Source organism: Tepidanaerobacter acetatoxydans Re1, assembly GCF_000328765.2.
In the GTDB taxonomy this organism is placed as follows: domain Bacteria; phylum Bacillota; class Thermosediminibacteria; order Thermosediminibacterales; family Tepidanaerobacteraceae; genus Tepidanaerobacter; species Tepidanaerobacter acetatoxydans.
The window spans coordinates 760,507-782,791 of sequence record NC_019954.2; the positions used below are offsets into that span (position 1 = coordinate 760,507).

At 38.7% G+C, this 22,285-nt stretch carries 20 protein-coding genes and 1 riboswitch; of the genes, 16 read left to right on the forward strand and 4 right to left on the reverse strand.

Annotated features, from left to right (window positions below):
- Nucleotides 1-61 precede the first annotated feature (61 nt).
- On the forward strand, nt 62-1,459 hold the full coding sequence (mgtE, locus tag TEPIRE1_RS03570; RefSeq protein ID WP_013777810.1) for a magnesium transporter: 1,398 nt from the start codon (nt 62-64) through the stop codon (nt 1,457-1,459).
- Complete coding sequence (mgtE, locus tag TEPIRE1_RS03575; RefSeq protein ID WP_013777811.1) at nt 1,456-2,796, forward strand: magnesium transporter; 1,341 nt, start codon at nt 1,456-1,458, stop codon at nt 2,794-2,796. Before mgtE (TEPIRE1_RS03570) ends, mgtE (TEPIRE1_RS03575) begins: the two co-directional genes overlap by 4 nt.
- Nucleotides 2,797-2,870: 74 nt before the next feature.
- Here mgtE (TEPIRE1_RS03575) and TEPIRE1_RS03580 read toward each other — a convergent pair whose 3' ends face one another.
- Nucleotides 2,871-3,215: a YlbF/YmcA family competence regulator gene (locus TEPIRE1_RS03580; RefSeq protein WP_013777812.1), complete on the reverse strand. Its 345-nt coding sequence runs from the start codon at nt 3,213-3,215 to the stop codon at nt 2,871-2,873.
- Between the two features lie 320 nt (nt 3,216-3,535).
- On the opposite strand from TEPIRE1_RS03580, the gene rapZ reads away from it, so the two are divergent.
- From rapZ to TEPIRE1_RS03630, 10 genes are all read left to right on the forward strand, one after another.
- Nucleotides 3,536-4,405 carry an RNase adapter RapZ gene (gene rapZ, locus TEPIRE1_RS03585; RefSeq protein WP_173391426.1) on the forward strand — a complete coding sequence of 290 codons (870 nt, stop codon included), beginning with the start codon at nt 3,536-3,538 and terminating at the stop codon, nt 4,403-4,405.
- A 6-nt stretch (nt 4,406-4,411) separates the two neighbouring features.
- A complete protein-coding gene (locus TEPIRE1_RS03590; protein WP_013777814.1) occupies nt 4,412-5,347 on the forward strand; it encodes a gluconeogenesis factor YvcK family protein in 936 nt (311 codons plus the stop codon).
- Nucleotides 5,348-5,405: 58 nt separating this feature from the next.
- Nucleotides 5,406-6,365 (forward strand): DNA-binding protein WhiA, encoded by a 960-nt coding sequence (whiA, locus tag TEPIRE1_RS03595; protein WP_013777815.1) that lies wholly within the window; start codon nt 5,406-5,408, stop codon nt 6,363-6,365.
- Nucleotides 6,366-6,632 (forward strand): HPr family phosphocarrier protein, encoded by a 267-nt coding sequence (locus TEPIRE1_RS03600; protein ID WP_013777816.1) that lies wholly within the window; start codon nt 6,366-6,368, stop codon nt 6,630-6,632.
- A 59-nt stretch (nt 6,633-6,691) separates the two neighbouring features.
- A complete protein-coding gene (locus tag TEPIRE1_RS03605) occupies nt 6,692-7,990 on the forward strand; it encodes a DRTGG domain-containing protein (RefSeq protein WP_013777817.1) in 1,299 nt (432 codons plus the stop codon).
- Between the two features lie 9 nt (nt 7,991-7,999).
- Entirely contained in the window at nt 8,000-11,428 is a 3,429-nt protein-coding gene (locus TEPIRE1_RS03610) for a DNA polymerase III subunit alpha (RefSeq protein ID WP_015295043.1), read from the forward strand.
- A 39-nt stretch (nt 11,429-11,467) separates the two neighbouring features.
- Entirely contained in the window at nt 11,468-11,668 is a 201-nt protein-coding gene (locus tag TEPIRE1_RS03615) for a hypothetical protein (RefSeq protein WP_231848318.1), read from the forward strand.
- Between the two features lie 19 nt (nt 11,669-11,687).
- A complete protein-coding gene (gene pfkA / locus TEPIRE1_RS03620) occupies nt 11,688-12,647 on the forward strand; it encodes a 6-phosphofructokinase (protein ID WP_013777820.1) in 960 nt (319 codons plus the stop codon).
- A 12-nt stretch (nt 12,648-12,659) separates the two neighbouring features.
- Complete coding sequence (gene pyk, locus TEPIRE1_RS03625) at nt 12,660-14,099, forward strand: pyruvate kinase (RefSeq protein ID WP_013777821.1); 1,440 nt, start codon at nt 12,660-12,662, stop codon at nt 14,097-14,099.
- Between the two features lie 362 nt (nt 14,100-14,461).
- The gene (locus TEPIRE1_RS03630) at nt 14,462-15,154 is read left to right on the forward strand and encodes an HAD family hydrolase (RefSeq protein WP_013777822.1); all 693 of its coding nucleotides are present in this window, start codon (nt 14,462-14,464) and stop codon (nt 15,152-15,154) included.
- Nucleotides 15,155-15,183: 29 nt separating this feature from the next.
- On the opposite strand, the gene TEPIRE1_RS03635 is transcribed toward TEPIRE1_RS03630, so the two are convergent.
- Complete coding sequence (locus TEPIRE1_RS03635; protein WP_013777823.1) at nt 15,184-15,765, reverse strand: hydrolase; 582 nt, start codon at nt 15,763-15,765, stop codon at nt 15,184-15,186.
- A 205-nt stretch (nt 15,766-15,970) separates the two neighbouring features.
- Here TEPIRE1_RS03635 and TEPIRE1_RS03640 point away from each other — a divergent pair, with 205 nt between their 5' ends.
- Nucleotides 15,971-16,813 (forward strand): DegV family protein, encoded by an 843-nt coding sequence (locus TEPIRE1_RS03640; protein ID WP_013777824.1) that lies wholly within the window; start codon nt 15,971-15,973, stop codon nt 16,811-16,813.
- Between the two features lie 59 nt (nt 16,814-16,872).
- Here TEPIRE1_RS03640 and TEPIRE1_RS03645 read toward each other — a convergent pair whose 3' ends face one another.
- Together TEPIRE1_RS03645 and TEPIRE1_RS03650 are read right to left on the reverse strand one after the other, a co-directional pair.
- Nucleotides 16,873-17,610, reverse strand: a complete 738-nt coding sequence (locus TEPIRE1_RS03645) for a hypothetical protein (RefSeq protein ID WP_013777825.1) — start codon at nt 17,608-17,610, stop codon at nt 16,873-16,875.
- A gap of 201 nt (nt 17,611-17,811) precedes the next feature.
- Complete coding sequence (locus tag TEPIRE1_RS03650) at nt 17,812-18,309, reverse strand: ECF transporter S component (RefSeq protein ID WP_013777826.1); 498 nt, start codon at nt 18,307-18,309, stop codon at nt 17,812-17,814.
- 112 nt (nt 18,310-18,421) lie between these two features.
- Nucleotides 18,422-18,594, reverse strand: a riboswitch (cobalamin riboswitch).
- 201 nt (nt 18,595-18,795) lie between these two features.
- Between TEPIRE1_RS03650 and TEPIRE1_RS03655 the strand changes: the two genes are divergently transcribed.
- The 3 genes from TEPIRE1_RS03655 (at nt 18,796) to TEPIRE1_RS03665 (ending at nt 22,285) form a co-directional block, all read left to right on the forward strand.
- Nucleotides 18,796-19,809: a LacI family DNA-binding transcriptional regulator gene (locus TEPIRE1_RS03655; RefSeq protein WP_013777827.1), complete on the forward strand. Its 1,014-nt coding sequence runs from the start codon at nt 18,796-18,798 to the stop codon at nt 19,807-19,809.
- An 84-nt stretch (nt 19,810-19,893) separates the two neighbouring features.
- Entirely contained in the window at nt 19,894-21,297 is a 1,404-nt protein-coding gene (locus TEPIRE1_RS03660) for an SIS domain-containing protein (protein WP_013777828.1), read from the forward strand.
- A gap of 10 nt (nt 21,298-21,307) precedes the next feature.
- Nucleotides 21,308-22,285, forward strand: a complete 978-nt coding sequence (locus tag TEPIRE1_RS03665) for a GSU2086 family protein (protein WP_013777829.1) — start codon at nt 21,308-21,310, stop codon at nt 22,283-22,285.

Here is a 22,285-nt window from a genome sequence, read left to right on the forward strand (position 1 = left end):
AGAGGTTTACCCTACCGCTAATGCAGCGTTCGGGTGATCCTCTTAAAAAGGAGGTACTGTAATGCTGCCAAAGAAAGACATAATTCTTATAAAGCATCTTGTACTTAACAAAAGTGACGAAGCACATAAAATACTGGCAAATCTACATCCGGCAGATATTGCCGAAATATTAAATGAAATAAAAAACGGCAATAAAAAGCTTTTCTTGCATATGATGAGCAGCTCTAAAGCCGCAGAAGTTTTAGAAGAACTTGATCCGGCGGATAGTCTTCAAATACTTGAAGAAATGAGTGAGGAGGAAACTATAAAAATCCTGGAAAATATGTCTGTAGATGAAATTATAGACCTTATTCAGGAGATGCCTACAGCTCAGGCGGAGCGCCTTCTCATGAAACTTCCCCAAGAAGATTACGAGGAACTTAAAGAGCTTCTCAAAATGGCGGAAGATACGGCCGGCGGACTTATGACTACCGACTATGTTTATATTTTTTCTGATGAAACTGTGAGTCAAGCCATAGAAGATGTTCGTCAATTTGGCCAAAAAGCCGAAACAATTTATTACCTATACGTAGTTGATAACAAAAAACACTTACAAGGAGTTCTATCACTTAGAGAACTTATAAGCGCTCCGAGAGATAAAAAAATCCATGAAATAATGCATAAAAAAGTTATCTCGGTAAATGTAGACCAAGACCAAGAAGATGTTGCAAAAATCATATCGCGGTATTCACTGCTGGCCGTTCCAGTAGTTGATAATGAAAATCGTTTACTGGGTATTGTTACTGTTGATGATGCTATGGAAGTTTTGGAAGCGGAGAATACTGAAGATATCCATAAAATGGCCGGTATCACTACGGAAGAAGATGTGATTTTAACAAGTACAATCTGGGGTGCATCAAAAAAAAGGATTTTCTGGCTTATTGTCTGCCTTTTCGGGGATATGCTGTCAGGAAAAGTTATTGATGGATTTTCTCATGTGTTAGAGTCTGTTGTAGCTGTAGCATTTTTTATTCCGGTGCTCATGGCTACCGGAGGTAATATCGGAACTCAGTCCTTAGCATTAGCGGTGCGCGGTATAGCTACCGAAGAACTAAACAGAAAAAATATTTTTCAGTTTATTATTGGAGAAACTTTAGCAGGGCTACAATTGGGAATAATATGCGGTGCACTAATTTCAGTTATAAGCTATATATGGCAAAAAAATGCTCAACTAAGTCTGGCAGTAGGTCTTTCTATGTGCATTTCATTAATGCTTGCAGCACTCATAGGTGTCTTAATACCGCTCATTTTTAACATGTTCAACATCGACCCTGCTGTGGCTTCGGGGCCATTTATAACTACAGTGGTGGATATAACAACACTCATAGTATATTTTACATTTGCCATTTACTTTATTGATATAATTTCTCCAAACATGGTCGGCTTTGCAAGGCTTGGATTAGAGGGGGTGCTGGCATGAACGGAGTAGAAGAAATCCGAGATATTTTAGGTAAAGAGGATTATACTAAGTTAAAATCGGTAATTCATAAGTATCATCCTGTAGATATAGCTGAATTTTTCGAGGAGCTTTCACCCAAAGAAAGCCTAAATTTGTTTAAGATACTAGATTTCGAAGATGCCATACAAGTCCTAGAAGAAGTCGATTCAGATAAAAAGTACTTTATTTTAACAAACATTGAAGCAAATTATGCCTCTAAATTACTTGCAGAAATGTCATCAGACGATGTGGCAGACTTTTTAGGTGATTTAAAAGAAGAAGAAAAAAAGCAGATACTGTCTTTAATGGAGGAAAGTGCAAAATTAGATTTAAAAGACCTTCTGGCTTATGATAAAAACACGGCCGGCGGTCGTATGACAACTGAATACATTGCTTTTTCCAAAGATTTAAAAGCAAAAGATGTGCTCAATAAATTAGCAGAGCTGGCACCCGATGCGGAAACCATATATTATCTTTATGTGGTGGATTCTGAGGGCAGGCTTGCAGGGGTTATTTCCTTAAGGGATCTGATTTTGGCACCGGAGCAAACCCCAATCGAAGATTTTATGAAGACAGATGTAAAGAAAGTAAATGTGATGTCACACCAAGAAGAGGTAGCACGACTTATCAAAAAATATGGTCTTTTAGCACTGCCCGTGGTTGATGACAATGATGTTTTGCTCGGTATTGTCACTGTAGATGATGCTATGATGGTGGTTGAAGAGGAAACTACCGAAGACATATTAAAATTCTCTGGTTCCGATGTCGATGAGAAAATAGATTTAAAACAAATATCCCCTTGGATTCGAGCAAAGCGAAGACTGCCATGGATTTTGGTAGCCATTATCGGGGAGATTTTTTCCGGAAGAGTAATCAACGGCTTTTCTGCCACTTTACAGACTATAGTTGCCTTATCATTTTTTATACCGGTTATCATGGACATGGGTGGAAATGTTGGCACACAATCTGCCGCGATTGTTGTCAGGGGACTTGCAACAGGGGAAATCGACACTGCTTCTATAATAAAAAACGTTCTTCGGGAGGCTGCGGTCGGGATAATTTTAGGCATAATTAATGGTATATTAGTGACTGCAATAACATATTTTTGGCAGGGAAAAGTGCTATTGGGTCTTGTAGTAGGAATTGCCATGGCATTTAATCTCACATTAGCCGCCGCATTAGGTACATTTATTCCGCTGTTATGGCATAAGTTCGGACATGACCCGGCGGTGGCATCTGGCCCGTTTGTAACCACACTTCTTGATATTATAGGGCTCTTTGTTTATTTTTCCACAGCAACATGGATTTTAAATCTGTAAGTATGAGAAATCAACCGCCCAGCTACTGATGCGCATTTTATCGGAACAGCATAGCGGTTGATTTCCTAAAAAAATTATTTATCCTCCGTATCTATATCAAATTCTATACCTTTTATAATAATATTCTGAATATCGGTAAACAAGACTGCAAATCGTTCTTCCGCTTCTAAATACTGCCTTAGCAGTGAGTTGTTAACTGCGATATTATAGAGATTTTCAAGGCTTTTTTGAGCTTCGGCGATTGGCTTTCCGGATATACTAAGAGCTTGGACTTCGATTTGTTTAGCTCTCAAATCTTTAAGCATTTTTTCAACTTGAGGGTCTTGTTTAATAGTTTCCTTAGCCTTTTTGTATTCTAAGTATTCCTGACTCTCATTCAAACTTCGCGCAAGTTGGTGCGCAAGATCGTATACATTCATCTTATAACAACCTCCTTTTCGTAATTGCTACCTTAAATCTTATTATAGCAAATATTGCAGTTTTTCCAAACTCGATTTTATGTACATTTGTATGGAATGGATTTTATTAATAATATATATTATACTGTTACTAAGATATTATAAGATATGAAGCTGATAAACGCAGTTAGAACCAGCGGCAATATAATTAAATAAATATATGGAATTAATGCTGTTTTAATATGTAAATAAAAAACATAATTAAAGCAGGCATTGCCCATAAGGTGTTTAAGTGTTTAGCTGCCTCAAGAGCAGTAAAGGGGTGAAAATGTATGAATGACATAGAATTTGTAATTATTACCGGGCTTTCAGGAGCTGGGAAAACGTTGGCTATGAGGGTATTTGAAGATCATGGATATTTTTGCGTAGACAATCTTCCTCCGGCATTGATTCCTACTTTTATAGAACTTTGCCGACAGAGCATTAAAAAAATAAATAAGATAGCCTTAGTAATTGATATACGGGGAGGCGGCTTTTTCGACAAGCTTTTTGAGAGCTTAAACGAACTGAGTAAGGCAGGCCATAACTATGAAATACTTTTTCTTGAGGCGTCTGACGAGGTGCTCATAAAAAGATATAAGGAAAGCCGCAGACGTCATCCGCTAGCCTTTGAAGGGCGCATAGTTGAAGGCATAAAATCCGAACGTGAGAAAATGTCCAAACTTCGTGAAGTGGCCGACTATATCATTGACACATCTTTAACAACGCCGGCTGAACTGAAAGAAGAAATAGTAATCAGGTTTATTGAACAGGAAAAAGAGGATCCTTTTTTAATAAACATAGTATCATTTGGCTTTAAACAGGGAATTCCTTTGGATGCAGATTTGGTTTTTGATGTGAGATTTCTGCCTAATCCGTATTATATTGATGAACTTAGACCATATACCGGCGAAGATCCGGAAGTTAAAGAATTTGTAATGAAATGGCCGGAAAGCCAACAGTTTTTGGATAAACTAATTGATATGATTCAGTATTTAATACCATATTATATAAGAGAAGGCAAAACTCAGCTGATAATAGGCATCGGTTGCACCGGCGGCAGACATAGGTCTGTGGCCTTAGCCGATGAAATAGCCGCAAGGCTTAAGATTGACCGCTGCCGGGTGATCATAGACCATAGAGATATAGACAAAGACATAGAACGGAGTTGAGAAAACTTGTACCCTAATATAGTATGTTTAGGGGGAGGCACAGGTCTTCCAAATCTTTTAAGAGGCTTAAAATCTTATTCGGACCGCATTACTGCTATTGTAACGGTAGCAGATGATGGTGGCAGCTCGGGAGTTATCAGAAATGAACTTAAAATACCACCTCCGGGTGATATCAAAAACTGTATATTAGCCTTAGCTTATACAGAACCACTTATGGAGGAGTTGTTTCAATACCGTTTTAGCAGTGGGTCATTGAAAGGGCATAGCTTTGGAAATCTATTCTTGGCAGCAATGACTGAAATGCTGGGTAATTTTGAACTGGCCATAAAAGAATCCAGTAAGATTCTAGCAGTTAAAGGAACTGTTCTTCCGTCTACTTTGGAGGATGTAACACTTGAGGCGATTTATGAGGATGGCGAGAAAGCCAGTGGTGAGTCTTGTATTCCTAATTCGCGAAAAAGGATATCAAAAGTAATGCTAAAGCCATCCGATGCTAAGCCGCTAGACGATGCATTAGAAGCCGTGGAAAAGGCCGATTTGATAATACTCGGCCCTGGAAGCTTGTATACCAGCTTAATTCCCAATCTTCTTGTAAAAGATCTGGCTGAGGCCATATCAAAATCAAAGGCAAAGAAGATTTATATTGTAAATGTAATGACACAGCCGGGAGAAACTGATGGCTATACTGCATCTGATCATGTGAAAGCGGTTATAGAACATTCAAATCCTAATGTGATGGAGTATGTCATTATAAATACCGGTCAAATTCCGGATCATCTATTATCGCGCTATCTATCCGAAGGTTCCACATATGTAGAGTGTGACAAAGATGTCATAGAAGAAATGGGGTATACCGTAGTGGCAGATTCCATAGTTAATCCCACTGATGTAGCTCATCACAGTCCGGTAAAGCTAGCTGAAACGATTATGAAATTAATTTAATAAATTTTGTTTGAAGGTTTTTTAAAATTAATGTAGAATAAGATGGAATGAGGTGAGGATGGTGTCTTTTTCGTATAATGTAAAAGAAGAATTATCCAGACTATCCTCAAGCACATGCTGTCAGCGAGCAGAACTAGCCTCGCTTATACAAATGGCTGGAACAATCCAAATAATAGGTGGGCAGAAAAAGATACTTCTTCGGATTCAAACTGTACATGCACCTACAGCCCGAAGGATTTACAAACTTTTAAAGAAAAATTCCATATCACCGGATGGGATCGCTGTAAAGCGGAATAGTTTTCTAAAAGACAGAAGCTTATATATTATTTCCGTAGATGTAAAGCAATGCAAGACTTTACTTGAAGAACTGGGAATACTACCCATTGGGAACGATTCCGAACATCAAAGCACCGGCATCAATCCGGCCTTAATTAAAAATAAATGCTGTAAAAAAGCCTTTTTGAGAGGCGCTTTTTTAGGTGGAGGTTCTATCAGTAATCCTAAAGGCTCTTATCATATGGAATTTGTTACACAAGATAAGGATATGGCTCAAACTCTATTAAAACTTATTGGTGATTTTGGTTTAAAATCAAAGGTGGTAGAGCGTAAAAACAACTATTTAATATATTTGAAAAACGGGGACCACATTGCCGATATGTTAGGGATTATCGGTGCACACAGCAGTCTTTTAAAATATGAAGACATAAGAGTGCTAAAAGAAATGCGAAACAGTGTGAACCGCATGGTTAATTGCGAAACTGCCAATTTGAACAAGACGGTTGATGCTTCTGTCAGGCAGACTGCTAGCATTAACTATTTAAAAGAAAGTGGTAAGTTTAATGATTTACCGGAGAATTTAAAACAAGTTGCTGAACTTAGACTCAAACACCCGGATTTAAGCTTAAAAGAATTGGGACAAATGATGGATCCGATTTTAGGCAAATCAGGTGTGAGTTATAGATTAAAAAAAATTGAAGAAATAGCTAAGAAGCTACAGTCAACGAAAGGGGAATATTAGATGTTTCAACAAAATGTAACCGTTAAGAACAAAACGGGTCTTCATGCAAGGCCTGCAGCATTGTTTGTCCAAACAGCAAACAAATTTAAATCAGAAGTATTTATCGAAAAAGACGGGAAAAAGGTTAATGCAAAAAGCATAATGGGTGTTATGTCACTTGCAGTAAGTCAAGGAACTCAAATTACAATTTCTGCTCAGGGTGAAGATGAGAAAGAAGCTGTGGAAAAACTAGTAGAATTGATAGAAAGCAAATTTGGTGAAGATTAATTTAAAAGCTACCGTGACGGTAGCTTTTAAATTAGATATAATGAATTAAGGGTGAGGTTATGACAAAACATGCCCGAATTATTGAATATATTAAAAAGCTTGAGGTAGGTTCGAAAATATCGGTAAGGCAGTTGGCAAATGATTTAAATGTAAGTGAAGGAACGGCATATCGCGCCATTAAAGATGCACAGCTGGCAGGATATGTTTGTACCATGCCCAGAATAGGTACTATCCGAATTGAAAAAAAGACTGATGAAGCAATTGAACATTTATCCTTTGCCGAAGTAGTAAATATAGTTGAGGGAAGTGTAATGGGCGGTAAATCCGGCCTGCATAAACCTCTTAGTAAGTTTTTAATTGGTGCTATGGAAGTAGAAGAAATGCATAAGTTTATTGAACCAGAAAGCCTTCTTATAGTCGGCAATCGTAAAGATGCGCAAATCCTGGCATTAAAACATGGTGCGGCAGTGCTAGTAACGGGTGGCTTTGATGTGGATGATGAAGTAATTAAACTGGCAGATGATATGGGAATGCCCTTACTTTCTTCATCATATGATACCTTTACCGTAGCTACTATTATCAATCGTGCTATCTACAAAAGGTTGGTAAGGAAAGAAGTTGTCAGAGTAAAGGATGCGATGGTAAAAGAACCTGATTATTTAACCATTGATGCTACCGTAGGCGATTGGAGAAACATGTATAAAACAACCCAACACAGTAAATTTCCTGTAGTCGACAAAAATATGAAAGTCTGTGGTATTGTTACTACAAATGACATATCAAGCCTAAAGGATGATGTTTTAATAAAAGATGTTATGAGCAAGGATCCGATAGTATTGACGAAAGATACACCGGTGGCTCATGCGGCACGGCTAATGGGTTGGGAAGGTATAAAGCTTATTCCTGTGGTAGAGGATAAAAGGCTGGTAGGTATCTTGACTCGAAAAGATGCGATTAAGGCTTTGCAACATTTGAGTTTTCAGCCGCAAATAGGTGAAACGGCGGATAGTATTGTGATGAGTCGTTTTTCCATGAGCAAAACCGAAGATGGAGTGAAGCTTAGAGGAAAGACAGATCCCGTTATGTTAAATCCTTATGGTGTAGCAAGCAGCGGAGCTCTTATGACGATTATAGCTAATGCCGGTTTTGAAGCATTCAGGGCACAGAAAAGATTGGAAACAGTTTTAGATAGTTTTACGGTATATTTTTCAAAACCTGTACAGTTAGAGCAGGAAATAGAGATAGAAGCTAAAATAATCGATATAGGGAGAAAGTCGGGAAAAGCTGAAATAAATCTCATGCACGAGGAAAAATTGGTGGCAAAAGCCATTATTTCTGCGAGGGTTATTGACAGGTAGGTGATTTTAATGGGAGAGTTTGTGCATTTGCATGTCCATACGAACTATAGCCTCTTAGACGGTGCGTGTGAAATAGAGAGGCTGGCTAAACGTCTGACAGAACTGGGTATGAAAAGCGCAGCCATTACAGACCATGGTGTAATGTATGGTGTAATAGATTTTTACAAAATTATGCTCTCTTATGGAATCAAGCCGATAATAGGCTGCGAAGTTTATATGGCTGCACGAACCATGCAGGACCGCCAGCCGGGAATAGATGATGATTTATATCATTTGGTTCTTTTGGCAAAAAATAATGAGGGCTATAAAAATTTGATGAAGCTTGTTTCGGTAGGTTTTACCGATGGGTTTTACTATAAACCAAGAATAGATATGTCGGTTCTTAAAGAATATTCAGATGGTCTTATAGCATTAAGTGCTTGTCTTGCAGGCAAGATACCGACTTTGCTGTTGGAAGGCAATTATGATCAAGCTAAAAGAACTGCTGAAGATTTTAAGGAAATATTCGGACAAGACAATTTTTACTTAGAAGTTCAAGACCATGGCATATTAGATCAGAGAAAAATAATCAATGACCTTATACGTTTAAGTAAAGAAACTGAAATCCCTATTGTAGCAACAAATGATGTCCATTATATTAATAAAGTTGACGCAACGGTGCAAGATGCTCTTTTATGTATACAAACAGGGAAAACCTTAGATGATGAAAACAGAATGAAATTCCAAACTTCAGAATTTTATTTGAAATCATCGGAAGAAATGGAAAAACTCTTTTCATATATCCCAGATGCCATTGAAAACACTGCCGTAATTGCCGAAAAATGCAATGTAAAACTGGACTTTAATACAATACATCTGCCCAGCTTTGAAGTTCCGGAAGGCGTTACGCAGGATGAATTTCTGGAAAAATTGTGCTATGAAGGTGCGGCTGAAAGATATTCCGAAATTACGGATAAAATCAAACAGCGTTTAGATTATGAGTTAGATACAATTAAGAAAATGGGTTATTCCAGTTATTTTCTGATTGTATGGGATTTTATTAACTATGCACGGAAAAATAAAATCATGGTAGGACCCGGAAGGGGATCTGCCGCCGGCAGCCTTGTAGCTTATTGCCTGCATATTACTAATATTGATCCGTTAAAGTACAATCTTCTATTTGAGCGCTTTTTAAACCCCGAGCGAGTATCTATGCCGGATATAGATGTGGACTTCTGTTATGAGCGGCGTCAGGAGGTTATTGATTATGTCGTCAAGAAATATGGCCAAGATCGAGTAGCACAAATTGTAACATTTGGAACAATGGCTGCCCGAGCTGCTATTAGGGATGTAGGCAGAGTTATGGGATATCCTTACGGCGAAGTGGATATGATTGCAAAAATGATACCACAGGAGATAGGCATGACTATCGAAAATGCCTTGATAGTAAATCCTGAGCTTAAAAAAATGTATGATGAAAATGAAAGAATCAAGCGTCTTTTAGATGTAGCTAAAGCTCTTGAAGGTTTCCCGCGCCACGCATCGACACATGCTGCAGGTGTTGTAATATCAAAAGACCCAATTGTAGAACATGTTCCCTTGCATAAAATAGGCGATTCTAATGTGGCAACACAGTATACAATGACTGCTCTTGAAGAACTAGGCCTTTTAAAAATGGATTTTTTAGGGCTGCGAACTTTGACGGTTATAAGGGATGCTATAAACATTATCCGCCACACGAAAGGTAAAGAAGTAAATCTTGATAAACTTTCGTTAGATGATAAAAAAGTTTACGAAATGCTAGGGCAGGGAAACACTGCAGGGGTTTTCCAGCTTGAAAGTTCAGGTATGAGAAATTTACTTACGGAATTAAAACCCGAATCTTTTCAGGATGTGGCAGCAATAATAGGTTTGTATCGACCGGGTCCGCTAGGAAGCGGTGCAGCCGATGATTTTATAAAGAGTAAAAATGGTCAAAAATCTATAAATTACTTGCATCCTGCGCTAAAGCCCATATTAGATGAAACTTATGGAATAATTCTTTATCAAGAGCAGGCTATGCAGATTGCTCAGGAGCTAGCCGGTTTTTCTTTGGCTCAAGCCGATATCCTTCGTAAGGCTATGGGAAAAAAGAAGCAGGATGTTATGGCTGCTCAGAGGGAGTCGTTTGTAGAAGGCTGTATAAAAAATGGCATTGACAAAATAACAGCAGGTAAGATATTTGATGAAATTTCTTATTTTGCCGGTTATGGCTTTAATAAGGCACATACTGCCGCTTATGCCGTTATAGCATATCAGACGGCCTATCTCAAAGCCCATTTTCCGGTAGAATTTATGGCTGCTCTTTTGACCAGTGTGATAGACAATACCGATAAAGTAGCTTATTATATAAATGAGTGCCGCCGCATGAATATAGAGGTCCTGCCGCCGGATATAAATGAGAGTTACGAAAGTTTTACAGTAGTGTCTGATAAAATAAGGTTCGGCCTTACTGCTGTAAAAAACGTGGGTCAAAGTGTTGCAAAATCGATCATAAATGCCAGAAAAGATAAAGGCAGGTTTACTTCTTTTACCGATTTTATTGAAAAGGTTTGCGGCGAATTAAATAAGAAGGCATTAGAGAGCCTTATAAAGAGCGGGGCATTTTCATCATTAGGAGTAAAGCGTTCCCAACTTATTAGAATCTATGAAGGTACTTTAGTTCGTGTTCAGAAACAGCAAAAGGAAAATGTAAAAAATCAAATCTCAATTTTTGAAATGCTTGATGATGTCCCTGCATTTCAGGAGATTTTACCCGATATTCCGGAATATCCGAAGGCTGAATTGCTGGCTATGGAAAAAGAAATGTTAGGCATCTACTTAAGTGGTCACCCATTGCTGGAATATGAAGAAGAATTGTCGAAAAATGTTACTTTCTATATTGGGAATAAGAATGATGTAAATAATATTCAGGATAACATGCCTGTAACCATAGGCGGTATTATAACAGCAATAAATACTAAAACTACTAAAAATGATAAAATAATGGCATTTGTAGACATTGAAGATTTAACCGGGACAATGGAAGCCATAGTTTTCCCTACAATTTTTGAAAAGTACAAATCTTATTTGCTTGCGGATTCAAAGGTGTACCTAAAAGGCAGAATTAGTTATAAAGAGGATGAATCACCAAAGGTCATTGTGGATGAAATTATTCCGATGGAAAAAGATAATACGGCAAGGCTGTTGGTGATTCCCTTGTCCGGCCAGGATGATACTAATGTTATAAGTGATATCAAAGAATTTATTTCCACACATTCCGGCAATACACAAGTTGTGATACATCTGAAAGATATAGATAAAAGTTTTTTACTAAACGAGAAGCTGGACATTTCGGCTAATAATTTAAATTTATTTACTGAAAGGACTGGCTTGAGAAATTATTTATTTTGGGATAAATTAGTGGTAGGGCAACAGTAATTTACAACTATCCTTTATAAAACCAAAAAAAGGAGGCCGGTGGATTTGTGGACTGTAATATATATAGCCTCAGATAAAGAAACTGCCCTTAAAGTGGAAGAGGCAATACGAAGTGAAGGTTTCCTAGTTGCGACAAGGGAGGTAATGAAAAGCAAGAGACATGGCTGCTATATTGAGGTAATAGTTCCCGAATCCGAAGCACAAGAAGCGCAAAATGTTATTTTGGAGAAGAATCTATAGTTGAAAGGAGAAATGATATATGAACAGAATTGGAGTACTTACAAGCGGCGGAGATGCACCCGGCATGAATGCTGCAGTCAGAGCGATAGTTAGGAAAGCTATACATTATGGCATTGAAATCTATGGTGTACATAGAGGCTTTATGGGACTAATAAACTCGGACTTTGTAAAATTGGATATAAGTTCGGTAGGTGATATTATACATCGCGGAGGAACCACTCTACTTACTGCCAGATGTGATGAGTTTAAGACTGAAGAAGGGCAAAGGAAAGCATTAAAAAATCTTGAAGCTTTTGGTATTGAGGGAATCATTGTAATAGGAGGAGATGGCTCTCTTAGAGGCGCCAATGCTTTGTCAAAACTTGGTATCCCTACAATCGGGATTCCTGCAACGATTGACAATGACATAGCATTTACAGATAATTGTATTGGTTTTGATACTGCTGCAAATACAGTGGTTGATGCACTAAACAAGGTTAGAGACACTGCAACATCACATGAGCGAACTTTTATTATAGAAGTTATGGGCAGAAGAGCAGGTCATCTGGCTTTATACACCGGCCTTGCCAGCGGGGCTGAAACTATTTTGGTACCGGAAATTCCATTCGATTTAAATGCCGTATGTGATAAAATTGAAAAAGGCTATATCAGAGGCAAACTGCACAGTATTATCGTAGTTGCCGAAGGGGCGGCCAACAGCATGGAAGTAGGAAAAGTTATCCAGGAAAAAACCGGTCTTGAAACAAGAGTTATCATTTTAGGTCATTTGCAAAGAGGTGGCAATCCTTCGGCATATGATCGAATATTGGCCAGCCGTTTTGGAGGAAAAGCTGTTGATTTAATAATACAAAACACAAAGGATAAAATGCTAGGTCTTATCAATGGGGAACTGGTTATCACTGATATAGAAAAAGTGCTTAGTGCTACTAAACCCTTGGATATGGAATTATATCAATTGTCAGATGTATTATCATTTTAAGGATGTGATTTTATGCTCAGGACAAAAATAATATGCACTCTTGGTCCTTCAAGCGAAGATAAATATATAATGAGTCAATTAATCAGAGCAGGGATGAATATTGCTCGTGTAAATCTTTCACATGGGGACCATGAAGAACATTCCAAGAGAATTAAGGTCCTGCGCGAAACCTGTAGAGAATTAAAATCCAATGCAGCATTACTGCTTGATACAAAAGGGCCTGAGATACGTTTGGGAACATTTTATGGCGGGAAGGTAACTCTGGAAAAAGGCCAGGAATTTACAATTACTTCAACTCCAATAATAGGTAGCGAAAAAGAGGCTTTTATAAATTACGAAAAGATTTCTAAAGCAGTAGTGCCGGGAGACAGGATACTTTTATCTGACGGTTTAATAGAGCTTCAAGTAAAAGAAATACGAGGCGAAAATGTTACCTGCACTGTTGTAAACGGTGGCCAGTTAAGCGATAGGCAGGGTGTAAATATACCTAACAAATCCTTGGATTTGCCTTCATTAGCAAAGAAAGACATAGAAGATATAATTTTTGGCATAGGTATGGGTGCGGATTTTATAGCAGCCTCGTTTATAAGAAAAGCTGCAGATGTAAATGAAATAAGAAAGCTATTAGATTCAAACGGCGGCAGTGATATTCACATAATAGCAAAGATAGAAAACCGTGAAGGTGTTCAGAACATTGATGAAATAATCAATGCGGCTGATGGAATCATGATAGCTCGCGGAGATTTAGGTGTTGAGATTCCGGTTCAAGAGATACCTTTAGTTCAGAAGAAAATAATAAGTAAATGCAATACGGCGGGAAAACCTGTTGTGACTGCCACTCAAATGTTAGACTCCATGATTAGAAATCCCAGGCCCACAAGGGCTGAAGTTACCGACGTTGCAAATGCCATATTTGATGGAACCGATGCAATTATGCTGTCGGGAGAAACAGCAGCGGGAAAATATCCCATAGAATCTGTAAGGATGATGGCGAGCATAGCACAGAAGGCTGATCAGGCACTTATTGAGCGTGCGAAGCATATGGCGTTAAATGCAAAACAGATAACTGCAAAGTCTGTAACTGATGCCATAAGTCATGCAACATGTTCTATAGCTTCAGAACTTAAAGCAAAAGCGATAATCACTTCCACAAAGTCAGGCTATACTGCAAGAGCGGTTGCAAAATACCGACCGGGTATTCCGATTATAGCGGTTACGTTTAAGGAAAAAGTTTTAAAAACCCTTCAAATTGTTCATGGCGTAATTCCTCTTAAAGTTGAAGAAACCTCCTCAACCGATGAAATGTTTTTTGAAGCAGTAAGAGGGGCTTTAAGTTCCGGAATGGTTAAAAAAGGTGATTTAGTCGTGATAACTGCCGGCGTTCCGGTCAATGTAACGGGTACTACCAATTTAATTCGCGTGCATGTAGCGGGAGATGAAAAGATAAGTTAGCAAGTGATATTATCAAAAAATAATTACAAGACAAGCTAACTCTCAAAGGCGATACCTTACCGGAATAAATTTAATATGACTTTATCATAAAATAACTACGCGTCCCTTTATTACTTGTATTACTTGAGTTTTTTCAAAAAAAGTAAAAAATAAAACGAGGCTGTATGAACTTATAAAGTACATAATTCTACTTTTTATTAACTGTTTACATTATAAGGCTAAATGAGGCTAAACCCATTGTTGTTTTGCAGTTTTGTAAAAGAATGCAAAAATTGAAGTGCTTGACATAATACTCTTTTATTGTTAAAGTAAAGCTCAAGTTTGATTTATTGAAGGAAATCAGGGATGGTGTGCTGTAAAATATGGAAAAATTATCATTAGTTATCTTTGATATGGACGGCTTGATGTTCGATACAGAAAGGATTTCAGCTTTGGCCTGGCAAAAAGCAGGAGAAGAACTAGGATTCAAGCTTGATCCCGATATAATTGCCGGGGCAACAGGTTTGAATGCCGGTGATGCATTACCTTATTTCAAGAAATACCTGGGCGAACGTTTTTCTTACTCTGAAATCCAAAAAGTAAAATTAGCGTATTTTAACAAATATATAAAAGAAAATGGACTTCCGGTTAAAGAAGGCCTATATGAATTGATAGATTTTCTCGAAAAGGCATCTATTCCAAAAGCGGTTGCCACTTCCACATACAGAAAAAAAGCCGAAGAATGCTTGTCTTTAGCTAATGTAAAAGACAGGTTTGATTTGATAGTATGCGGGGACGATGTTTCAAGGGGTAAACCTGAACCGGATATATTTTTAAAGGCGGCAGAAGAGTTAAATTGCTTACCTAATGAGTGCATTGTGTTGGAAGATTCGGAAAACGGCTTAAAGGCTGCCTTGCGAGCCAAAATGTATCCCATCTGTGTTCCCGACCTAAGGCGGCCTTCTAAGGAAGTCCGGAAGCTTATATTTAAAGAATTTAGTTCACTTATTGAAGTTAAGGATTTTCTGGAAAAGGAAATAAGTAATTTATTTATAAAAAAATGCGAGTGGGCCTAAATAACCCACTCTTACTCTACTAACATTAATCACAAGTTTCCTTTTAGGCCGATTTCTTCTGCGACCTTCTGCATTCCCTTTATAGTTTCATCAATTATAAAATCTCTTTCAAGGCCTAAAAGCTCTATACCTTTTTCGATTACTTCTCTATTAACCCCTGCCGCAAAGCTTTTTTGGTTCCATTTTTTCTTGACTGACTTTGTCTTAAGGTCTAATACGCTTTTGCTTGGACGTAGCAGAGCTGTTGCCGTGATAAGGCCAGTTAGTTCATCAATGGTGTAAAGAACCTTCTCCATTTTTTCAATAGGCTCCACATCTGAGCAAATTCCCCACCCGTGGCTCTGGACAGCCCTTATATAATCTTCCGGCCAACCCACTTTTGTAAGTATATCTCGGACCTTTTGGCAATGCTGGTCGGGATACATCTCATAATCCAAATCATGGATGAGGCCTATGATACCCCATTTTTCCTTATCAGGCTCCTCGAATATTTCCGCAAAATGGAGCATAACTGCTTCAACAGCTAAAGCATGTCGAATTAAAGCCTCATTTGAATTATACTTTTTTAAAAGTTCAAAAGCTTCATCTCTCGTGGGATTTGCTTTACTCATTCTAAAACCTCCATCCATTAATATAATTGCTTTACTAAATACTAAACTTTTGCCATTTATATGTCAAGGTCTCTGATTTTCTATAATACTTTGCCTTTGAGAAGTTTTTATTTCTAAATATAATAAAGGATTTTATCATTTTTTAGCGAAATAATAAACATTGAGTATTGGAGTTTTCACAAACAAGTCAAAACGGAGGATGTAAATGAACAGGATTGCTTTAGTGACTGATAGCACAGCCGACCTTACGGAAGAAATTATGCAAGAATATGACATACATGTAGTTCCTTTAAAAATAAGATTTAAAGATGAAGAGTATTTAGATTATGAAATTGCCGGCGATAAATTTTATGAGCTTTTAACACAGGCGAAGGAGCTTCCTACCACATCACAACCATCTCCTGAGGACTTTGCCTGTATTTATCGTAATTTACTTGAAGAATATGATGAAATAATATCCATACATATTTCATCGGGATTAAGCGGAACGTTAAATTCGGCCAATATTGCTAAAGAAAAGTTCGGCGAGAGAATTCACATAGTAGATTCCAAGACTATCAGCCTGGGAATAGGACTTATGGTAGTAGAAGCAGCCAAGAATATCAGAGAAGGCCTGAGCGCGTTACAGATTGTTGAAGGTCTTTCAGCAGTAAGGAAGAATGTAGAAGTCCTTTTCACACTAAATACGTTGGAATATCTGCAGAAAGGCGGTAGAATTGGAAAAGTCCAAGGCATGATGGGATCTCTTTTAAACATAAAGCCGGTAGTTAGGGTAGGGGATGATGGCATATATCACACTTACAGTAAAGCAAGAAGCCAGGAGAGGGCTATTAACAGTATTGTGCAAGCTTTTCAAGATATGGCTCGGGGCAGAAAATACAAGAGTCTGGTAGTGGCTCACGGTGCAGCTCAACAAGCCGGTTTATATCTTAAAGAAGCATTGGAAAATGCCTTGCAAATTAAAGCTAAGATATTTACACAGGTAGGTCCGATTATAGGAGTCCATACAGGTCCGGGAACTGTAGGTGCGGGAGTGCTTTTCGAGTAAAACAAAGGGGGGTTCATTCAAAGCATTTGAATGAACCCCCCTTTGTTTATTTTTTGTTATTACATAAATTCTGCAAGCAGCCAAACAGGTTGTGGCTGTGATATTCTAAGCTCCACAGGACTTGTTACCAGCACACATGTAGATGGACCTGCGGTTTTTTGTATGTCAATGGGCAGATTTTGTTTCCAATTTAGCCTTAGTCCTAAAAATGACGCCAGCATCTGGGCCTCACCTTCTACTCCCTTTGAACCTACGGGGATTATATCGTGGATATCAGGCACTTTAAGCAATTCTTTTACAAGCAAACTTGTAGCAATTTCAGTATCGTCCAGATGGATTTCATCACCCACTTTAGGCATGCCCACACAGTAAAGCTTATCATTTGCCATTGTTCTGTTTACACGCAGGTTTTGTTTTTCTGCAATTCCGATTATGGTAATTCCTAAGCTGGTTTGATATGTTTTCATATTCTTTTCTGTGCTAATGACCAGAGGCAAATCGAGGGAGACATCTTTTAACTCTTCTCTTATGCCTGAAAGCATGCCTTCGCCGGTGGGGTCAGGCTCATTGCAAATTGCAGCAGTTAAAGCCTTTGGAGCAGCTCCTACTGACAAGGTCTCCATCAAAGCAACTCGGCTGGTAAACCTGCCTACAATATACGGTGGAACTTTAACTACATCTTTTTCTTTTTCACCGGCCCCGCCGCAAGAATCGCAGGCAACCACCATATAAAGGCTTTCGTTTAACTTTATAAAACTTACGTCTCTATTTGGTGCTATCAAATCATTCTCGTGCATTTGAGCGCTAACCTCCATATTTTGTTTGATCTTTATGAACTAATATGCAGTACAGCGGATAAGAGAAATGGCTGAAACTTGATTGCACTGCAAGAAGTCAATTTTGGTCTAAAAAATATAAATATCTTGTTTCCTGATTATGATAAAAAAGTTGTATGCTGCTGTAAATTTAAAAATTTCCACAATAACCTCAAACTCAAATTAATTGTTAGAAATATCGGTTTTGATTGTACCGGAAATAACTTTGTATATCAATGCCGAAACAATGACATTTGCCGCAGAGGCTACCAAAAGAGGAACAAGCATAGATACAAAAAATGCCATTCCAAACTGAGGAAAAACTATAAATGTTGCCGGAGCTATAACGCCGTTTAAAATAGAAACCGCTACCACTGCCAAAGGCAAATTCTTTTTCCCAAGATAGCCATATACTGCAGCAAATGCTGCCATCTCCAGGGCTACAATAATATGAATGGGAAAAGTCATGGGAAATCCTGCAAAAAGACTTGTAAAAAGGTGGCCAAGAGCTGCTGATAATGCTCCAAGACCGGGTCCCAGCAAAAGTGCAGCTGCAAAACCCGGTGCCGAGTCAAAAGCTACCGTACCTGTAGGACTGGGTACTTTTATAAGGGCACCCACTGCACTTAAAGCAATAAACATACCTGTAAGCGCAAGTTGTTTTGTTTTTTGTTGTTCCATAATACATGATCATCCTTTCATTTTTTAAAATCTGCCGAAGGTGATTTTGGGAGAAAACAAAAAGTTCACAGTCTAATTTGTCATTAGACCGTGAACTTTACCATCATCCCCGGAAAATCAAACTCTTAAGGCAGGTCTCCTGGCTGGGTTCACAGCTGTTTAACCCTTCCCGATTTATCAGTGGATATTTTTTAAACAGCTCCCCTTTACAGTGGCGGGACCGCGCCGGATTTGCACCGGACTTCCCTATTCTCCCAAATGGGCACCTTAAGCAGTCTATTTACTTAACCTTATTGTAGGCAATAATACCGTAAAAGTCAACATAATAATTTTGAGATAATATTGACAAAATGATTTTATAAGAGTATACTGAGAATGTAATGGATTACATTCCATTTTATATTTTTTAAAGCAAATGTAATGGATTACATTTTACATAATTGCAAAAATTCTATCATTTATAACATATACAATTTGGAGGTTTATATGGTTAAAATTGCAGATGTTGCCAGAGAAGCCAATGTTTCAGTGGCAACAGTATCACGGGTCTTAAATAAAAAAGGTTCGGTAAGGCCCGAAACATGTGAGCGCGTATATAAGGCTATAGAGAAATTGTCCTTTGAGCCTAACATGTCAGCAAGAAATCTCAGGCGAAATGAAACCAGGGTTATCCTTATAGTAGCTCCAAATATAACCAACCCGTATTATGCCCATATCCTTGCGGGAATCGGTGATGAGGCCCGTAAGTCGGGATATAGTGCGCTTATTTACAATACCGGGGGAGATGAGGAGCGGGAGAAAAACGGCATGGATATGCTAAAGAAAAGAAGGGCAGACGGAGCAATACTCCTTGCAAGCAATATAGATTCCATGTGGGTAAAAGAATACGCTGATAAATATCCCATAGTCCACTGTTCCGAGTATGTTAAGGGATTAGATATCCCCAGAGTATCTATTGACAACTACAAAGCAACTCTGGAGGTTATGGAGTACATCATAAGTCTCGGACACAAAAAAATTGCTACAATCAGCAGCTCCAACAGTTATATTTCCACATTGTTAAGGCTTAAAGGATATAAAGACACTTTAGAGCGCCATGGCATCGAAGTGCGTAAAGACTACATTGCCTTAGCCGGTGCGGAGTATTCGTTTAAAAGCGGAAAGGCTGCGGCATTTAAGCTGCTTCAGCAAAAAGACAGGCCCACAGCCATTTTTTGTATATCAGACACCATTGCGCTTGGAGCCATTACTGCAGCCAAAGAAATGGGTCTTCGAGTTCCGGAAGATCTTACCGTTACCGGCTTTGATGATGTTGATTATACTACAATGTTTCACCCATACATCACAACGGTTGCTCAGCCGTGCTATGACCTGGGAAGAAAGTCTTTTAAAATACTACATGCATGTATGAACAAAACAAATGATATTGAAAAAAAAGTAGTACTCCCACATAAATTTATTATTAGAGAATCATCAGCACCAATTTCTACTTGCGATTAACTGCGGCGAAACATCTCGCAGCTATAACATAACCTGATGAGATAATCGTTTAACAATTAAAAAATAGCGAAATGTGGTGAAAAATTGGAAAATCATGTATCTTGTGATTATAATGGTTCGCCTCAACCGGAGGAATATGCCCGTCAGGTAAGTAATGCTTTATTAAGCACAGATTTTGATATATTACGTGCTATTGCTGATGAAATCCTGCTCAGCAAAGATTTGGACAGGTTTATCTTTACTGCAGGTAACGGCGGCTCTGCCGCTACAGCAAGCCATGCTATAAACGACCTGATGAAGGGATGCCGGGTATGGGGTAGGGAAGGCTTTTCTTCTATATGTTTAAACGACTCAAATGCCGTTATAACTTGTCTTTCCAACGACTTCTCTTACGATGATGCTTACAGTATCCTGCTTCGGACTATCGGACGTCGTGGAGACTTGTTGATTGTCTTTAGTGGTAGCGGCAACTCACCAAATATCATAAAAGTCTGCCAGACGGCTCGAAAAATGGGCATGACCGTCATTGGTTTCGGAGGTCGTGACGGCGGCCGGATGAAATCCCTTTGCGACCTTTGCCTTATAGCACCTACATATTCAATGGAACAAATCGAAGACCTTCACATGTTTTACATACATTCACTTATCTGCACTCTTCGCGAAAAGCTCAAAAATGTATGGGACATTGAAGTAATTAGCTATCCCAGTGGTGAGATTCCTGAATGTGCAATATTTGATTTTGATGGTACTGTAAGCCTTCTTAGAGAAGGTTGGCGGTCGATTATGTGTGAATATTTTACAGATGAGCTCTTAACATGTCCGAAGGCACCTGAAAAAGATAATGCAAAAGTAATAGTCACTGATTTTATAGATAGGCTTACAGGTAAACAGACCTTTTTCCAGTGCCTGGAGCTCTGTAAGATAGTAAAAAAATATGGCGGGGTTCCAAAAGAGCCAATGGAGTATAAAAAAGAATACTTGTATCGCCTTATGAAACATATACAAAGTAGGCTAGATTATCTGAAAGATGGAGGAAATCCAGCAGCCTATCTAGTTCCTGGCGTAAAGGATACCCTTATAGCTCTAAATGAGATGGGCATAAAATGCTATTTAACTAGCGGCACCGATGAAGTAGACGTGCTTAAGGAAACCGGTCTTTTAGGTGTTTCAAATATGTTTGAATCAATCCACGGCGCTACGGATTCCAATAGCATCCTCTGTTCAAAGGAACAGGTTCTAAAAAATTTGATAGAGAAAAAGAGCGTAAAGGGAAATAGGCTCATTTCCTTTGGTGACGGGTATGTAGAAATATTACTTACCAAGAATGTAGGTGGCTATGCGGTAGCTGTAGCCAGTAACGAGACACTGAAGGATACCTCGGTTAATCAGTGGAAACGGCAGCGACTTTTAGAAGCAGGAGCCGATTGTGTCATTCCTGATTTTACAAATACTAGTAGGCTTTTAAAATTCATACTTGGTAAAAGGTAGGATTGATATTATGCCCTTTAAAATGTTTGATACGTCAAAACTGAATATAAAATCCTTAGATGAGAGGAAACACGATGTAGATCTGTTAAGTACTATCATTCCTGTTGACAGTTCTCCTGCCATTATTGATGATGAGAAAGTAAGAGCCATTGCCAGAGCTATTGTCGATGCAAAAAAGAAAAATGCTGCATCAATTCTTATGTATGGTGCACATGTTATACGCACGGGTTGCTCCTTATACATGATAGAACTTATGAAGAGGGGGCTCGTAACTCACTTTGCCACCAATGGTGCAGGAAGTATACATGACTTTGAATTTTCCTTGATTGGCAAGACCTGTGAATCAGTGGCCAAATATGTAAGCGAGGGCCAGTTTGGCCTATGGCATGAGACCGGAATGATAAACGACATCTTAAGCGAAGGCGTGGAAGATGGCCTAGGCGCCGGCGAGGCTATTGGCCGCTACATATGGGAAAACGACCTTCCTTATAAAGAATACAGTGTTTTAGCAAACGGCTATCATATGGGCGTGCCTTGTACAGTACATATTGGTATAGGAAATGACATATTACATGAGCATCCGAATACGGATGGCAGAGTTCTAGGTGAAGCATCCTACCGTGATTTTCTCATATACACCCAGACTATAACAAACCTTGAAAACGGAGTATATCTCAACTTTGGTTCAGCCGTCACAGGTCCTGAAGTATACTTAAAAGCCCTTTCTATGGCGCGGAATGTTGCGCATCAGCGGGGAAAAAGAATTACTAACTTTACCACAGGAGTAATGGATATACAGCCTATACCTGATGGAGGTTACAGCACTATTCCGCCAAAGACAGACCCCGGATATTACTTTCGACCCTGGAAGACAATACTTACTCGTACCGTTGCCGATGGCGGAAAGAGTTACTATATTCAAGGCCTGCACAAAGATACTCTGCCAAGTATAGCAAAGTTTGCAATAGCTATAGAGGATGAAAAATAG

Bases quoted from the DNA above. Each gene is read 5' to 3' on its own strand.
- TEPIRE1_RS03645 (WP_013777825.1), bottom strand. From the start codon at position 17,610: ATGCACGAGAATGATTTGATAGCACCAAATAGAGACGTAAGTTTTATA.
- TEPIRE1_RS03600 (WP_013777816.1), top strand. From the start codon at position 6,366: ATGTTTCAACAAAATGTAACCGTTAAGAACAAAACGGGTCTTCATGCA.
- TEPIRE1_RS03665 (WP_013777829.1), top strand. From the start codon at position 21,308: ATGCCCTTTAAAATGTTTGATACGTCAAAACTGAATATAAAATCCTTA.
- TEPIRE1_RS03610 (WP_015295043.1), top strand. From the start codon at position 8,000: ATGGGAGAGTTTGTGCATTTGCATGTCCATACGAACTATAGCCTCTTA.
- TEPIRE1_RS03640 (WP_013777824.1), top strand. From the start codon at position 15,971: ATGAACAGGATTGCTTTAGTGACTGATAGCACAGCCGACCTTACGGAA.
- pyk (WP_013777821.1), top strand. From the start codon at position 12,660: ATGCTCAGGACAAAAATAATATGCACTCTTGGTCCTTCAAGCGAAGAT.
- TEPIRE1_RS03580 (WP_013777812.1), bottom strand. From the start codon at position 3,215: ATGAATGTATACGATCTTGCGCACCAACTTGCGCGAAGTTTGAATGAG.
- whiA (WP_013777815.1), top strand. From the start codon at position 5,406: ATGGTGTCTTTTTCGTATAATGTAAAAGAAGAATTATCCAGACTATCC.
- TEPIRE1_RS03635 (WP_013777823.1), bottom strand. From the start codon at position 15,765: ATGAGTAAAGCAAATCCCACGAGAGATGAAGCTTTTGAACTTTTAAAA.
- pfkA (WP_013777820.1), top strand. From the start codon at position 11,688: ATGAACAGAATTGGAGTACTTACAAGCGGCGGAGATGCACCCGGCATG.
- mgtE (WP_013777810.1), top strand. From the start codon at position 62: ATGCTGCCAAAGAAAGACATAATTCTTATAAAGCATCTTGTACTTAAC.
- mgtE (WP_013777811.1), top strand. From the start codon at position 1,456: ATGAACGGAGTAGAAGAAATCCGAGATATTTTAGGTAAAGAGGATTAT.
- TEPIRE1_RS03655 (WP_013777827.1), top strand. From the start codon at position 18,796: ATGGTTAAAATTGCAGATGTTGCCAGAGAAGCCAATGTTTCAGTGGCA.
- TEPIRE1_RS03630 (WP_013777822.1), top strand. From the start codon at position 14,462: ATGGAAAAATTATCATTAGTTATCTTTGATATGGACGGCTTGATGTTC.
- TEPIRE1_RS03650 (WP_013777826.1), bottom strand. From the start codon at position 18,309: ATGGAACAACAAAAAACAAAACAACTTGCGCTTACAGGTATGTTTATT.
- TEPIRE1_RS03605 (WP_013777817.1), top strand. From the start codon at position 6,692: ATGACAAAACATGCCCGAATTATTGAATATATTAAAAAGCTTGAGGTA.